The following is a 14,626-nucleotide window of genomic DNA, read 5'->3' on the forward strand; positions in this document are numbered from 1 at the left end:
CGCGCTCAATCGCGCCCGGCGAACAGCGGCCTCAGCCGCCCCTGGCCGACCAGCGCCTGGATGGCCTGGTTCAGCCTGGGCAACAGTTCGCGATGCTGAGGATGCAGCCGCAGCATCACCGGCAGGCTGCCGACCGAATCGCCGGGCAGGCAACGGCTGCCCTCGGGGCGCCGGTTCCAGTATTGCGCGCGGCCGCGTTCCAGCACCACCGCCTGCACCTGGCCCCGACGCAGCTTGTCCAACAGTTCTTCCTCGTTGGCCGAGGTGTCGCGCTTCAGCCGCTGCGACTGGAGGGCCGGCGCCAGCAACGGGTATTGCTGGCCGGCCAGCATGCCTATGGTCCAGCCCTTCATGTCGGCCAGCGGCGTCGTCGCGCGGCCACGGCCCGGCGGCAGGCACAGCCGGAACTCGACCTCGCCGACAGGCTGGGTGTAAAAGCCCGCCACCGGCGACAGCGCGCGCCAGCCGGGATTGACGCCGACCTCGACGTCCAGTCGGCCCAGCTGGAACAGCTGCTCCAACCGCTGGGTCGGGTAGTAGTCGAGCTGGAAGCGGATGCCGCTCTGCCGGGCGATCAGCGCCAGCGCGTCGCGATAGGCCTGCAACAGTCCGCCTTCCGCCGCCTGGCGCAACGGTTCGCTGGTATCGTTGGCCACGCCGGCGCGCAGCGTGTCCTGCGCCAGCGCCGGAACGCCCGCCGCCACGCCCAGCAGCAGCAACAGCCCGCACAACAGCCTATTCACCCAGTCTCGCCTCCAGCGCGTCGCAGATCGTGGACAGGACCTTGATGCGCGCAAAATATTTGTTGTTGGCCTCCACCAGCGTCCACGGCACCTTGCTGGTGCTGGTGCGGTCGACCATATCGCTGACCGCCTGGCGGTACAGCTCCCATTTGTCGCGGTTGCGCCAGTCCTCTTCGGTAATCTTGAAGCGTTTGAAGCCGGTTTGCTCGCGCGCCTTGAAGCGCGCCAGCTGCTCATCCTTGCTGATCGCCAGCCAGAACTTCAACACGATGGCGCCGTTCTCGGTCAACTGGTGCTCGAAGTCGTTGATCTCGTAATAGGCGCGCATCCAGTCGGCCTCCGGCGCGAAGCCTTCCACCCGCTCCACCAGCACCCGGCCGTACCAGCTGCGATCGAAGACGGTGGTGCCGCCCTTGCCCGGCACATGGCGCCAGAAACGCCACAGCCAAGGCTTGTCCTTCTCCTCCTCGCTCGGCGCCGCCACCGGCACCACCCGATAGCGGCGGGCATCCAGCGCCTGGGTGATCCGGCGTATGCTGCCGCCCTTGCCGGCGGCGTCGTTGCCCTCGAACACCAGCACCAGCGAGTGGCGGGCAAAGCGCGGATCGCGCGTCAGCGTGTTCAGCCTGCCCTGCAGCTGCTCCAGCTTTTTCCGGTAGTCGTCCTTGTCCAGCTTCTGTTCCAGCTGCAGCGTGTCCAGCACCAGCTTGTTGTCTATCGGCGCCAGCAACGGCGGCGCCTCCACCCTGTCCGTCGGCGGAGCCGGCTGGCCGATGCGGCTGCGTATCGCCTCCAGTATGGTGTTGGCCACCGTCAGGTTGCGGTAGTTGGCGTCCTCGCCGTCTATGACGATCCACGGCGCATGCGAGGTATTGGTCAGCCTCAGCATGTGTTCGCCGTATTTGCGTATCTTGTCGTAGCGCTCGTAGTGCTCCCAGTCGGCCTTGCTGACGCGCCAGCTGGTGGCCGGATCCTGCTCCAGCGTCTTCAACCGCTGCTTCTGCTTGTCGCGGCTCAGGTGGAACCAGAATTTCAGCACCACCGCGCCGTCCAGCGTCAGCATCCGCTCGAAGCGCAGGATGTCGAAAATCTGCCGGTCGAAGGCGTCGCGGTCGCTGCGGTTGAACACCCGGTCGAACAGGGTATCGGAATAATAGGAGCCGAAGAACATGCCGATCCGCCCCTTGGCCGGCAGCTCGCGCCAGTAGCGCCACATCCACGGCCGCGCGCGCGCCTCGTCGTTGGCGTCGGCGAAGGCCACGGTGTGGATCAGCCTCGGGTCCAGCCACTCGTTGATCAGATTCATCGTCTCGCCACGACCGGCGCCGTCGAAACCGTGGATCAGGATCAAGACCGGAAAATCGGCCTTTTCCTTCAAATCGTACTGAACGTCCAGCAATGCCTCGCGCAGCGCCGGCATCATCTTGCGAAAAGTGTCTTTGTCTATGCTGTGCCCGATTTCGGCGGATTCAAACATGTCCACATCCTTATCCACTTGCTTAGCTTAGTTGCAGTCCCCGGTCGCCATCACTGAGTAGAACTACCAGGGCTGCGCTTGGTTCCGCCGCCGTCCAGCAAGGCGTCCAGTGCGTCCAGCAGCGCCGGCGCCGGCTCGTCGGCCCATACGCCGCAGCCGGTCTCGCCGACGCCGCGCAGAAACAGATAGCGCACGCCGCCGAAACGGCCTTGCCAATCGGCGCCGCGCGCGACGAAGTAACGCCGCAGCGCCACCAGATAAATCAGATACTGCAGATAATAATGTTCTCGCGCCACCGCCCGCAGCAGACCTTCCTCGTGATAGTCGCCGTAATCGTCGCCCAGGTGGTTGGACTTGTAGTCGATCAGATAGAAGCGGCCGCCGGCCTCGCAGACCAGGTCGACGAAGCCCTTCAGAAAGCCCCGCACGCTGGCGAAGTCGAGCTCGGCGGCGGCCTGCCGGAACGGCTCGGCCAGGCCGTGCTCCGGCTTTTGCAACACGGCGATCAGCGCCGCCACGTCCAGCTTTTTCACCGGCAGCGTGAATTCCAGCTCGATCAGCCGCTTGCCGTCGGCGACATCGCACAGGCGCGCGCCCGGAGCGATTTCGGCGCGCAATGTCGACACGATCAGCTCGCAGCCGGCGTCCAGCCATTCGGCGCCGAAACCGTGCCGGTCCAGCGCTTCCGCCACCGCCGCGCGGATGGCCTCGTCGCCGGCGCCGAAACTGATCCTCTCGAAAATATCGTGCAGGCAGATGCCGGCCTTGGCCCCGCGCGGGAAGTGGAAACGGTCGCGCAGCGGCTCCGCCTCCGGCTCGGCCTCAACCGTCCTGAGCACGCGATCGTAATCGGGGGCTTCGGCCAGATGGCTGCCGGCGTCGTGGGTCAGCGAGGTGAAGCTGGCGATTTTCCATGGCGTGAACAATTTACGTTCGAACGGCCGCGCGGCGTAGACGCGGCCCGCCTCGCGGCCGCCGGCCAGCGCCTGCCGCCCGTCTCCGTCCAGCCAGCGCGCCGCCGCGCCGCGCGCGTCGAGAAAGGCCCGCAACTGCGCCGCCACCATACCGCCGTCCAGCTCCAGCGCCTCCAACGCCGCCAGGTCGCGCGCGCGCGGCGCGTGCAGCAGCCAGGACAGCGCGGCGGTCTTCAATTCGCGCACCCAGCCCCAGGCGATGTACTGGCGGTATTGGGCGCGGGTCAGCGCCACGTACAGCAGGCGCAGCTTCTCGGCCAGCAGCTCGCTCCTGGCCGCCTGCCGGACGCCGTCGTCCGCGGCCGCCTCCGGCGCCAGCCACGGTTCGTCGCCGTCGTGATAGCTCCAGAAACTGGCGCCGCGCCGCTCCAGCGCGCCGTTCCACAAAAAGGGGCAGAACACCACCGGATACTGCAGGCCCTTGGAAGTGTGGACGGTAACGATCTTGACCAGCGCGGCGTCGCTTTCCAGCCTCAGCACCGCGTTCTCGCCGCGCGGCGGATCGGCGACGCGGGCGGAAAACCACGACAGCAGCGGCGCCATGCCCTGGCGGCCCTCGCTCTCTTGCTGGATCAACTCGGCCAGATGGCCGAGATTGGTCAGCCGCCGCTCGCCGTCCGGCAGCGGCAACAGCCGCTCCGCCGCCCGCTCGCGCGCGAAATAATGCCGCCAGGCGGCCATGAAGCCGCGCTCACGCCAGCGTTGGTGATCGTCGGCGTTCTTCAGCAGCTGCCGCTCCCAGCGCGCCTCGTCCTCCAGCTCCGTCTTGATCTGCGCGGCGTCGAGTCCGGCCAGCTCTGTGGCCAGCGCGCGCCTGAGCCTGCCCTCGTTGGCCGGCTCGGCCCAGGCATGCAGCAGGGCCAGCATGTCGCCGGCCTCGCGGCTGGCGAACACGCTCTCCTGAGTCAGCGCCACGCTGGCCACGCCGCGCGCGCGCAATTCGCTCCTCACGCGGTCGCCCTGGCTGTGGGTGGCCACCAGCACCGCGACGTCGCCGCCGGCCAGCGGCCTCCTCGACTCGCCCCTGACGATGGCGGCGCGGCCCGCGACTGCCAGCGTCAGCAAGCGGGCGATCTCGTCGGCGCAGGCTTCGGCCGCGGCCTGCTCGGCCACCTCCTTGCTCAATTCCTTTTCGCCGGCCGCTATCCACTGCGCATTGAACGGCGCGCGGTCGTCGTCGACCTCCAGCCGGCCGCCGGACGACGGGCTGGCCGCCACCGGCTGGTAGGCGATGCCGTCGAGCAAAAAGGGCAGCTCGCGGCCGAACAGCGCGTTGACGGTGGCGACCAGCGGCTCGTCGGAACGACGGTTGGTGTCCAGCGTGTACTGGCGCTCGGCGTCGTGACGGGCGGCCAGGTAGGCGAAGATGTCGGCGCCGCGAAAACTGTAGATCGCCTGTTTCGGATCGCCGACCAGGAAGACCGGCCGGGCCTCCTCGACGAAGCAGCGGCGGAAGATGCGATATTGCGTCGGATCGGTGTCCTGGAACTCGTCGATCAGCGCCACGGAGAAGCTGCCCGCCACCTGCGCCGCCAGCAGCGGACCGGTTTGCGGATGGTCCAGCGCCGCGCCGAGGTCGGTCAGCAAGTCGTCGAAGCTGCGGCTGCGCTCGACGCCGCGTCGCCGCGCCAACTCCTCGTTGGCCCAGGCGATCAGCTCCAGCTTCAGCCCGGCCAGCGAATTGGCCACCTGGTCCATATAGACGTCCCAGGCCGCGAGCCAGGCCTCCATCCGCTCGAACAACGGATGGACCGGCGCGTCGCCGCCCTTCTTCATGCCCTTGGCCAGCGCCTCCGGCCTCAGCTTGTCCAACAGCTTGCGGCTGTCGCTGTCCAGCTCCGGCAGCGCGTCCGGCAAGGCCAGCCAGCCGCGCAGATTGCCGGCGACGCGTGCCATCGTGTCCGGCCGGTAGATATTGGCCTTGAAACCGGGATGGGCGAGGAACAGCGCCAAGCCCGCCTCGGCCAGCTCGGGATCGCAGGCCAAAGCCTGCCAGCGCTCGAAGACCAGCCGCTGCGCGGTCTCCAGCCGGACGGCGTCAGGCGCCCGCAGCTTCAGATAGGGCTTGGACAGATAGGGGCGGATCTCGGCCAGCCAGGCGTCCGGCGTCTCCCGCCTCTCCACCAGCACCTGGGCCAGCAGCGGCGCGGCGACGATGCGGCGGCGCCAGAAGTCGTCGACGATCTCGGCCAACCTGGCCGCGTCGTCCTCGACCAGCTCGGCCTGGAAGGTCTGGCCGCTCTCGAAGGCGGCGTCGGTCAGCACCCGCTGACAGAAGCCGTGAATGGTGTAGATGGCGGCGGCGTCGAAGCCGTTGACCGCGGCGGTCAGCCGTTGCCGCGCCTGCTCGCGCGCCGCCCCCGGCGGAAAGCGGACGGCCAGCGCCTGCAGGAAGTCGTCGCCGCCGGTCTTGCCTTCCAGCAGGGCCAGCATCTCGCCGAGGCGGCGGCGCAGCCTGTCGCGCAGCTCGGCGGTGGCGGCCTTGGTATAGGTGACCACCAGTATCTGCTCGATGGACGGCGGCGGCGCGCCGTCGCGCGCCTCCAGCAGCAGCCGGGCGAACAGCGCGGCGATGGTCCAGGTCTTGCCGGTGCCGGCCGAAGCCTCGATCAGGTTGACGCCCGACAGCGGGCAGTTCAGCGCGTCCAGCGCCTGCGGCGCGTTCATTCCTCGCCTCCCTGCAGCCGTTCGGCCAACGGCAGCAGCAGTGTCTCCGCCAACTGGCCGAACAGCGGATCGTCCAGCGGCGACTGATGGCGGAAGGCCAGCGCGATCGCCGGCTCGTCCTTCTGCGCGACGCCGTCGCCGAGAATGAAATTGGGCTCCCACTTCTGCCAGGCGGCGGCCAGCGCCTTGTCCTGCTTGTCCGGATTCTTGGCCAGCGCCTCGGCGTAGGCCCAGCTGGTACGGCCGAAGAACGGCAAGGGCTGGGCCTGGCCCTGGCGCCAGCGGACCAGCCACGGCGTCAGCAGGCCGGCGGCGTCGATCTCGTCGTAAAGCAGCGTGCTGCCGGCGTCGTCGTAGCAGGCGCTGTGCGGAACGACGCCGGCCGGCCTCGCCGCGCACAGGATCAGATGGCCCAGCCACAGCGCGACGCGCTGGGCGGCGTTCATCTTGCCGACGATGAAGTCCAGCCGGCCCTCGGGCCGCAGACCGTACAGCTCGCCGACCACGGTGAAGCCGGCGATGTCCAGATGCACCGGCTGCGGCGGCAGCGCCTCCTCGCCTAGCGCGCGCGGCAGCCGGCCGGCCAGCCGGACGCTGGCCCGACCCTCCTCTTGCAGCCAGGCCTGGCCCAGTTCGCCGCAGGGCAGCAGGCCGGCGGCGGCCACCCGCTCCCGCGCCGGCGCCGACGGCCTGCGGTGCAGCATCGCCTCCACCAGCTGGCGGCGCAGCGCCTGGCTGGCGTCGCGCTCCATCGCGAACGGCTCGCGCGCCGGCTGCGCGTCCCCGCCATAGGCGACGCGCAACGCCAGCCGGTCGGCCAGCCAGGCCCGCGCCGGGTTCTGCCAGAAGCGGATGAAATCGTGCAGATTGACCACCGTCGCCGCCGCCTCGTCCGGCAGCGGCGCGACGAACGGCGCCGGCTCGGCCGGCGGCGCGGCCAGCGCGGCGGCGAAGACCGGCTCGAAGCTGGCCAGCCTCGCGTCGCCGCCATCGAAGGCGCTGGGCGAGAACGGCTGCAGCGGATGACGCAGCGTCAATCGCGCCGCCATGTCCTCGCCGCACATCGCCGACAGCGTGTCCAGCAGCTCCGACACCAGCGGCGACGGCGGCAGCGTCTCGCCACTGCGCGCCGACTGGCCGACATAAGACAGATACAGCCACCCACGCGCCGACAGGATGGCCTCCAGGAATAGATAGCGGTCGTCGAAACGGCGCGAACGGTCGCCGCGGCGCGGGTTGCGCGCCACCAGGTCAAAGCTGACCGGCCGCTCGTCGCGCGGATAGGCGCCGTCGTTCATCCCGACCAGGCACAGCGTGCGGAATGGTATCGAGCGCATCGGCACCATCGCGCAGAAGGTCACGCCGCCGGACAGGAAGCCCTGGGCCGACGACAGCGACAGCTTGCGCAGCAGCCAGTCCCGCGCCACGGCCAGGCCAACCGGCCGGTCGAAACCGGCCAGTTCGGCATCCTCGGCCAACTCGGCGAAGGCCTCGCGCAGCAACTCCAGCGCCGCCTCGTCGTCGCCGTCGGCCAGGAACAGCCGCTCGCCGGCCTGATGGAAGCGCCGCGCCCAGTCCTGCGGCGACGCCGGCCGCGCCCACTCGTCGGCCAGCGCGTCCAGCGCGTCGTAGAAAACGGCGAAACGCGCCAGCGTCTCGCCCAGCTGCCCCTGGGCGGCGGTGTGCGGCAGCAGGCCGGCGAACAGGCCGGCGTCGTCCCCGGCCAGGGCCGGCGGCAGCACGGTGCCCAACAGCAGCCGATCCAGCCCCCAGCGCCAGGTGTAGGCGGCCTCGGCCGGCAGGCCCAGCGACGCCTTGTGCGCCGCGCTCCGCCCCCAGCGGATGCCGGCGACGCGCACCCAGTCCTGGACGAAGGCCAGATCGGCGTCCGCCAGATCGAAACGCGCCAGCAGCGCCGGGCAGTCGAGCAGCGCCAGCACCTCGTCGGCGGCGAAGCGGGAATCGGCCAGCTGCAAGACGGCGGCGTAGCTGGCCAGCAGCGGCTGCTCGCGCTCGACGCGCCGGTCGGCGATGCTGTACGGGATATTGGGCGCGTCGTCGCGGCGGCCGAACACCGCGTCGATATACGGCGCGTAGCCGTTGATGTCCGGTGTCAGCACCGCCACGTCGGCCGGACTGAGCTTGGGATCGGCGGCGAACATCGCCAGCAGCCTGTCCTTCAGCGCCTCCAGCTCGCGCATCGGGCCATGGCAGGCGTGCACCTCGACCGAGTCGTCCGCCGGATCGAAGGCGCGCGGCAGCTGCGACGGATCGTTGAGCTGCAGGATGTCCCGCTGCAGTCGGGCGAGCAGGCTGTCGCCGCCAGGCGCCGTGAACAGCGGTCTGGCGTCCAGTTCGGCGTCCTCGGCGATCAGCTCGAAGAAGTCGCGCCCCTGCTTGCCCAACGACGCCAGCAACGGATGGCCCTCGCTGGCGAACAGATCGCCGGCCTGCCTGAGCTTCAACTTGCGGCGCGCGTCGACAATGTCGCCCCAGTACGCCTCGCAGGGGTTCAGCGTGAACAGGCAGACGTCGGTCAGCTCGGCCAGCCGCTTGACCAGCGCCAGATACATCGGCGCCAGCGACGCGATGCCGAATAAGGTCACCCGCGGCGGCAGATGTTCCGGCTTCAGGTCCGCGAAGAACTGATCCAGCATGCGCACGCGGTGGCGGCCCGGATCGCTTTCGGCCAGCCGCCGCCACAATGCCGCCTGCCAGGCCTCGTCGTCGCCCAGGCCCGACAGCTCGCCGGCCTCCCAGGCGCGTATCCAGTCCGGGCGGAACACCAGGTACTGGTCGAAGATGTCGGCGATCTTGCCGGCCAGCTCGAAAGCCGCGGCCTCTCCGCCCTCCAGGTAATGGATCACCGGCTCGAACGGTTCGCCCTCCAGCGTGGGCAGCAGGGCCAGCAGCCGCCAGGCCAGCACCTCGGGCACGAAGGCCGACTTGCGCGGCAGATCCGGCATCACCTTCTGCATCAACCGCCAGGCGAAGGCGGCCGGCAGCGCGAAATCGATGTTGGCGGCCACGCCGGCCTCGCGCGCGACGTCCAGCGTGATCCAGCGCCCCATGCCCCGGCTCTGCACGATCACGGTCTCCGCCGCGAACGGATCGGCCAGCGGCATCGCCCGCGTCATGCCGCAGAACAGCTCGCCCAGTTGCTCGAGACGGTTGGATTGGTAGAGAAACAGCATGGAATGGTGCGCGCGCGCCTGGATGCGGATATGGCCGGATTGTAGCATCGCGCGGCGGCCGGCCGGCGAACCGGCGGCGATTGACGCCCGTCAATGCCGGCTTCGCGCCGATGACATTCAATGCCGCCATGCCATCGACATCACCCATTCCCGCCGCCGGACGCGCGGACGCACTCGCTACAAAACGCCGCCCGCGCCGTGTACCATGGCCGGCATCGGCGCGCCCCGCGCCTCACCGATCGACCCGCCATGTATCCATATTTGATCGTCAAGCACGCCCACATGGGCTTCGCCTATCTGTCCATCCTACTGTTCGCCGCCCGCGGCGCGCTGATGATGGGCGGCCGCGGCCATCTGCTGCAAAACAAGCCGCTGCGCATCCTGCCGCACGTGATAGACACCCTGCTGCTGGCCTGTGCCATCGCGCTGGTGGTGATCGGCGGCTGGCCCGTTCTGCAGAGCCCCTGGCTGCTGGCCAAGATCGCCGGCCTGGTCGCTTACGTGATCCTGGGCACCATCGCGCTGCGCGGTTCCACGCCGCGGCGGCGCGCAACGGCCTTCATCGCCGCCTTGCTCACCGTGATCTACATCGTGCTGGTGGCCAAAACCAAACTGGTCCTGCCTCTGCCCTGATCCGGGGTGCCGGCTTGACTGCGCCGGCCGCGGCTTCTAGGACACAGTAGGGACGCGTGATGCAGCCCCTTATCCCGTTCCCGTCCCCGGAGTCCGCCGCCAGATGATCCGCGCCCTTCCCGCCGTCTTCCGAAACGACGCCGGCTTTTCGCTGCTGGAACTGCTGATCGCGCTGGCCCTGGTCGCCATCGTCGTCGGCATCGCCGTCCCGACCTACCAGGGCTATATGCAACGCGGCCGCCGCAGCGACGCGCTGGACGCGCTGTACCAGCTGCAACAGGCGGAACTGCGCTACCGCGGCTTCCATCCCGGCTACGCCTCGGGCCTGGGCGAATTGAAGACGCCGTTCGCCGGCGGCGCCAGCCGCCAGGGCTATTACCGGCTGGAAACCGGCATCCCCGACGGCGGCCAGCCGGCCTCCAGCTATTTCATCCGCGCCACCGCCATCGCCGGCGGCGCCCAGTCAGGCGACGCCGAGTGCCGGACCATCACGCTGACCCAGCGCCAGCACACTGTGACGCAGGAGCCGCTGCCCTGCTGGGGCAAGCGATGAGGCGCCGCCAGCGCGGACTGACGCTGATCGAGCTGGCCGTGGTGGTCTCGCTGGCGGCCCTGCTGCTGACCCTGGCGCTGCCGGCGCTGGGCAACTGGATCGCGCGCCAGCAGTTGCAGGGGACGCTGGACGACGTCCGCTACGGTCTGGCGCTGGCGCGCAAGGCCGCCACGACTCGCCAAAAACGGATCTGGGTCGAATTCGGCCAGAGCGGCGACGGCTGGCGGATGAAAATATCGGAACAGGAAAACAGCCCGGGCTGCGACCCCGCCCGCGACCTGCGCTGCCTCGGCAGCGATCAGCATGCCGGCATCGCGCTGTCGTCCACCCCGCCGCTGCCGCAAAAGCTGGCCTTCTCGCCGCTTAGAGGCATGCCCCAGGACGCGGCCGGCCGGCCGCTGAAACAGCTGGACCTGCACCTGGCGCGCGCCGGTTGCCGCTCGGCGCAGCTGACGCTGCTGGCCACCGGCCTGTTCGTCACCACCGCGGGCAGCTGCCCATGAGGACGCAGCAAGGCGTCAGCCTGCTGGAACTATTGGTGGGTATGACCATAGGCTTGCTGTTGCTGCTGGCGGTGTCCGGCCTGCTGGTCGGCCTGCTGGAAAGCCAGGCCCGGGAGCGACGGCAGGCGCAACTTGGGGAAATGCTGGACGGCGCGCTGTCGCTGATGGCGATGGAGCTGCGCCGCGCCGGCTACTGGAACGGCGACGGCGATCCGGCCGCCAACCCATACGGCCGCATCCACATCGAACAAGGCGGCCGCTGCCTGCGCTACGGCTACGACACCCCGCCGGACGGCAAGCCCGGCACCCAGCGCCTTTTCGCCTTCCGCCTGCGCCGCGACGGCGCCGGCCGCGGCGAGATCCAGCGGCTGGAAGCGGACCCGGCCGACTGGCGATGCGACGCCGACGACGCGCGCTGGAACAAGCTCAGCCGAGTCGACATCGGCAATGTCGAAACCTTGCGTTTCCGCCGCAACACCGACGGCAGCGCCATCGAGCTTGAAGTGGCCGCGCGGGCGCCGACCAGCGCCGCCGACGAGCGCGTCGACATCCACGCGCTGGTGACGCTGCGCAACCGGCCGGTGGTGGAGGTCTCGCCATGAGCGCGCCGCGCCGGCCGCGCGGCCTGGCCACGCTGTTCGCGGTGCTGACCCTGCTGACCATCGCCAGCCTGGTGCTGCTGGCGGCCTCGCGCCAGCTGGTGCTGGCCCACGCCAACGCGCAGAACCAGCACCGCTACCACCAGGCGCTGAACTATGCCGAAGAGGGCCTGCGGCAAGGCGAGCGGGCGTTGGCCGCCGGCCTGCCGCTGCCGAACGACGCGCGCTTCCGCCTGAAGCAGCAAACCGTGTCGCAGCCTCCCGGCCTGATCGTCCTCCACAGCACCGGCCTGTACGACGGCCACGAAGTGACCGTGCAGCGCGCCTTCCGCCCAGCCGCCGGCGGCGACGCCAGCCCCGAGGCGCTGTCCATCGTCGGCGATCTGGACCTCGGCGGCTCGGTCAATCTCCTCAGCGACAAGCCGGTGGACATGACGGTGGACGGCAAGGTGACGCTCGGCGGCTCGGTCACCGGCATCGCCACGCTGCTGAGCACCAGCGACATCGTCGTCAGCGGTCCGCAGGCCATAGACGTGCTGCACGCCAACGGCAATATCGAGCTGGGCAACGGCAGCTACAAGACGGTGAAGGCGGTCGGCAATCTGACGCTGCGCGGCGACGCCTCCATCGCCACGCTGGCGCGGGTCAACGGCAAGGCGGCCTTCCTCAGCAGCCCCGGCGCCGATCCGGCGGTGGCCCGGGCCGAGGTCAAAGGCGACGTCGAGATCGCGATGGGCGGCGCCCGTTTCGGCGAGCTCTACACCGAGGGCTCGGTGCGCGTCCGCCAGATGGGCGGCATGGCCAAGCTGAACGCCCAGCGCGATGTCGACATCGAAGGCTGGGGCGCGCCGGTCAGCGGCACCGTCGGCGGACGCACCAGCTATAACCGCGGCAATCCCGACATGCGCATCGCCATCGACCCGCAGTTGAAGCTGCGGCTGGAGCCGGTGCCGCTGGTCCAGCTGAAACGGCCGCGCATCGACGCCTACGACTACCGCGGCGAGGCCCATTACCTGTTCCGCCACGACGCCGCCGGCCGGATCGAGGTCGTCGTGCGCAAGATCCACGGCCTGAACGACGGCGTCTACCGGCTGGGGCTGTCCCCGGACGGCCAGCAGGCCAACTATCTGTGCCGCGACACCGACAGCCAGGGTCGCTGCCACCGCGGCGAGCCGGCGCAGCGCATCTGCCACGGCTATTCGCCGCAGAACGATTGCTTCGCCGGCAGCCGGCCCGGCGCGTGGAAGCTGGGCGGCACGACGATGGCGCCCGGCGTGCTGTGGTTCGACGGCGATCTGGAAATCGGCAACGGCAGCTATCACAACAGCTTCATCGCCAGCGGCAATATCGCGACCAGCGGCCAGCACGAGAGCTATGCCGTCAACTACGCCGGCCGCGTCGGCGTCTGCGACAACGCCGGCTTCCCCACGCTCTACCCCGAGGACTACTGCCGGCAGGGTCAATTCAAGCCGCGGCCGATAGGCAACGCCGTGCTGCTGGCAGGCGGCTACGTCGACGGCCGCTTCCAGGGCGGCAACATCACGCTGGGCGCGTTCACCAAGGTCTACGGCAACGTCTGGGCCGGCAATATGCTGTTCTCGGCCGGCAGCACCACGATACATGGCTACGTCAGCGCGGTGTTGCAGGGCGGCGGCGGCCAGCCGCACCGCTGGGGCGGCAGCACCACGATAGACCTGCGCGAGCTGCCGGAATCGTTCCATCCCGACAATGGTTCCGGCGGCGGCGACGGCGGCCAACCGCGCGCGCTCCAGCCGCTGCCTTACAGCTGGATGGACAGCGGAGCCAACTGATGAAACGCCAGACCGGCTTCACCCTGCTGGAAATGATGATCAGCCTGCTGGTGCTGGCGGTGGGCGTGCTCGGCCTGCTGGGGCTGCAGGCCGAACTGCTGCACAGCCAGTTCGCCGCCAACGACTACAATACCGCCACCAATCTGGCGCAATCGGCGCTGGAGCAGCGCCACCACGGCGCCGCCGGCGAATGCGACCACGCCGGCTACGCGCCGGCCGCCGCCAGCGGCACGCTGGCGCGCTTCCAGTGCCGCAGCAACGCCGCCAGCGGCACCGCCAATGTCGACGTGCAATGGGTGGACAGCCAGGGCGAAACCAATGTCCTGAGCCTGAGCGCGCCGGAGCATTGAGCGTCGCGGCTCTCCGCCTGACGCGTTGACCCAGCGCAATGGCCGCCCCGTCGCCCTCTGCTACTGTCTGCGCATTGACATTTCCCCGACCTCCGATGCCAGCCAGACAGCAACTGCCGGAACTGGTGTGCCCGGCGGGCAGCCTGCCCGCGCTCAAGGCCGCCGTCGACAACGGCGCCGACACCGTTTACTTCGGCCTGAAGAACGACACCAACGCCCGCAACTTCGCCGGCCTCAACTTCGACGACCACACCGCCCGCGTCGGCATACGTTACGCCCGCGACCGCGGCCGGCAGGTGCTGTTGGCGATCAACACCTATGCCCAGGGCGGCGACACCGCCCGCTGGCGGCGCGCGGTGGACCAGGCCGCCGATCTCGGCGTCGACGCGGTGATCCTGGCCGATATCGGTCTGCTCGACTACGCCAGCCGCCATCATCCCGGCCTGCGGCTGCATCTGTCGGTGCAAGGTTCGGCCACCAGCCACGAAGCGATCCGGCTGATGCACGAGCAGTTCGGCATCCGCCGCGCGGTGTTGCCGCGGGTGCTGACGCTGGAGCAGGTGCGCCAGGTGATCGCGCGCAGCCCGGTCGAAATCGAGGTATTCGGTTTCGGCAGCCTGTGCGTGATGGCCGAGGGACGCTGCCTGCTGTCCAGCTACGCCACCGGAGAATCGCCGAACGGCCACGGCGTCTGCTCGCCGGCCAAGTTTGTCGAATGGCGCAACAGCGACGACGGTCTCGACGCGCGGCTGGCCGGCATCCTGATCGACCGTTACGAGCACGACCAGCCGGCCGGCTATCCGACATTGTGCAAGGGCCGCTTCGACGTGCAGGGCGACACCTATTACGCGCTGGAGGAGCCGACCAGCCTGAATGTGCTGGCCGTACTGCCGCAGTTGCGGGAAATCGGCGTCTCCGCGATCAAGATCGAAGGACGCCAGCGCAGCCCGGCCTATGTCGCCCAGGTGACGCGCGCGCTGCGCCAGGCGCTGGACGCCGCCGGACGCGACGGCGAACGCTATCGGCCGTCGCCGGAATGGCAACAGGCCTTGTCGAGGGTGGCCGAAGGCTGCCAACAGACGCTGGGCGCCTACGACCGCCCATGGAAATGAATACCGCCGA

At 69.4% G+C, this 14,626-nt stretch carries 11 protein-coding genes; 7 read left to right on the forward strand and 4 right to left on the reverse strand.

Features of this window, described 5'->3' with window-relative positions:
* Window positions 1-5 precede the first annotated feature (5 nt).
* From CXB49_RS18255 to recC, 4 genes are read right to left on the reverse strand one after another with little or no spacing between them, the layout of a single operon-like run.
* Entirely contained in the window at window positions 6-743 is a 738-nt protein-coding gene (locus tag CXB49_RS18255; RefSeq protein WP_158300945.1) for an ABC transporter substrate-binding protein, read from the reverse strand.
* Window positions 736-2,220 carry a polyphosphate:AMP phosphotransferase gene (pap, locus tag CXB49_RS18260; RefSeq protein WP_101709706.1) on the reverse strand — a complete coding sequence of 495 codons (1,485 nt, stop codon included), beginning with the start codon at window positions 2,218-2,220 and terminating at the stop codon, window positions 736-738. The genes CXB49_RS18255 and pap overlap by 8 nt, the downstream gene beginning before the upstream one ends.
* A 50-nt stretch (window positions 2,221-2,270) precedes the next feature.
* Complete coding sequence (gene recB, locus CXB49_RS18265; protein ID WP_101709707.1) at window positions 2,271-5,861, reverse strand: exodeoxyribonuclease V subunit beta; 3,591 nt, start codon at window positions 5,859-5,861, stop codon at window positions 2,271-2,273.
* Window positions 5,858-9,103 (reverse strand): exodeoxyribonuclease V subunit gamma, encoded by a 3,246-nt coding sequence (gene recC, locus CXB49_RS18270; protein WP_233492855.1) that lies wholly within the window; start codon window positions 9,101-9,103, stop codon window positions 5,858-5,860. The genes recB and recC overlap by 4 nt, the downstream gene beginning before the upstream one ends.
* A gap of 201 nt (window positions 9,104-9,304) precedes the next feature.
* Between recC and CXB49_RS18275 the strand changes: the two genes are divergently transcribed.
* The 7 genes from CXB49_RS18275 to CXB49_RS18305 all read left to right on the forward strand — a co-directional run bounded on the left by CXB49_RS18275 (window position 9,305) and on the right by CXB49_RS18305 (window position 14,616).
* On the forward strand, window positions 9,305-9,688 hold the full coding sequence (locus CXB49_RS18275; protein ID WP_101709708.1) for a SirB2 family protein: 384 nt from the start codon (window positions 9,305-9,307) through the stop codon (window positions 9,686-9,688).
* A 103-nt stretch (window positions 9,689-9,791) separates the two neighbouring features.
* Window positions 9,792-10,241: a type IV pilin protein gene (locus CXB49_RS18280; RefSeq protein WP_101710765.1), complete on the forward strand. Its 450-nt coding sequence runs from the start codon at window positions 9,792-9,794 to the stop codon at window positions 10,239-10,241.
* Window positions 10,238-10,744 carry a GspH/FimT family pseudopilin gene (locus tag CXB49_RS18285; protein WP_101709709.1) on the forward strand — a complete coding sequence of 169 codons (507 nt, stop codon included), beginning with the start codon at window positions 10,238-10,240 and terminating at the stop codon, window positions 10,742-10,744. The genes CXB49_RS18280 and CXB49_RS18285 overlap by 4 nt, the downstream gene beginning before the upstream one ends.
* On the forward strand, window positions 10,741-11,346 hold the full coding sequence (locus tag CXB49_RS18290; RefSeq protein WP_101709710.1) for a prepilin-type N-terminal cleavage/methylation domain-containing protein: 606 nt from the start codon (window positions 10,741-10,743) through the stop codon (window positions 11,344-11,346). The genes CXB49_RS18285 and CXB49_RS18290 overlap by 4 nt, the downstream gene beginning before the upstream one ends.
* Window positions 11,343-13,154, forward strand: a complete 1,812-nt coding sequence (locus CXB49_RS18295; protein WP_101709711.1) for a hypothetical protein — start codon at window positions 11,343-11,345, stop codon at window positions 13,152-13,154. Before CXB49_RS18290 ends, CXB49_RS18295 begins: the two co-directional genes overlap by 4 nt.
* Window positions 13,154-13,504, forward strand: a complete 351-nt coding sequence (locus CXB49_RS18300; protein WP_101709712.1) for a prepilin-type N-terminal cleavage/methylation domain-containing protein — start codon at window positions 13,154-13,156, stop codon at window positions 13,502-13,504. The genes CXB49_RS18295 and CXB49_RS18300 overlap by 1 nt, the downstream gene beginning before the upstream one ends.
* A gap of 95 nt (window positions 13,505-13,599) precedes the next feature.
* The gene (locus tag CXB49_RS18305) at window positions 13,600-14,616 is read left to right on the forward strand and encodes a peptidase U32 family protein (RefSeq protein WP_101709713.1); all 1,017 of its coding nucleotides are present in this window, start codon (window positions 13,600-13,602) and stop codon (window positions 14,614-14,616) included.
* Window positions 14,617-14,626: the final 10 nt, after the last annotated feature.

Origin of the sequence: Chromobacterium sp. ATCC 53434, assembly GCF_002848345.1 — a bacterium.
In the GTDB taxonomy this organism is placed as follows: domain Bacteria; phylum Pseudomonadota; class Gammaproteobacteria; order Burkholderiales; family Chromobacteriaceae; genus Chromobacterium.

Excerpts from the sequence above, each read along its gene's own strand:
- CXB49_RS18285 (WP_101709709.1), top strand. The coding sequence starts at position 10,238 with ATGAGGCGCCGCCAGCGCGGACTGACGCTGATCGAGCTGGCCGTGGTG.
- recB (WP_101709707.1), bottom strand. The coding sequence starts at position 5,861 with ATGAACGCGCCGCAGGCGCTGGACGCGCTGAACTGCCCGCTGTCGGGC.
- CXB49_RS18290 (WP_101709710.1), top strand. The coding sequence starts at position 10,741 with ATGAGGACGCAGCAAGGCGTCAGCCTGCTGGAACTATTGGTGGGTATG.
- pap (WP_101709706.1), bottom strand. The coding sequence starts at position 2,220 with ATGTTTGAATCCGCCGAAATCGGGCACAGCATAGACAAAGACACTTTT.
- recC (WP_233492855.1), bottom strand. The coding sequence starts at position 9,103 with ATGCTACAATCCGGCCATATCCGCATCCAGGCGCGCGCGCACCATTCC.
- CXB49_RS18275 (WP_101709708.1), top strand. The coding sequence starts at position 9,305 with ATGTATCCATATTTGATCGTCAAGCACGCCCACATGGGCTTCGCCTAT.
- CXB49_RS18295 (WP_101709711.1), top strand. The coding sequence starts at position 11,343 with ATGAGCGCGCCGCGCCGGCCGCGCGGCCTGGCCACGCTGTTCGCGGTG.
- CXB49_RS18300 (WP_101709712.1), top strand. The coding sequence starts at position 13,154 with ATGAAACGCCAGACCGGCTTCACCCTGCTGGAAATGATGATCAGCCTG.
- CXB49_RS18280 (WP_101710765.1), top strand. The coding sequence starts at position 9,792 with ATGATCCGCGCCCTTCCCGCCGTCTTCCGAAACGACGCCGGCTTTTCG.
- CXB49_RS18305 (WP_101709713.1), top strand. The coding sequence starts at position 13,600 with ATGCCAGCCAGACAGCAACTGCCGGAACTGGTGTGCCCGGCGGGCAGC.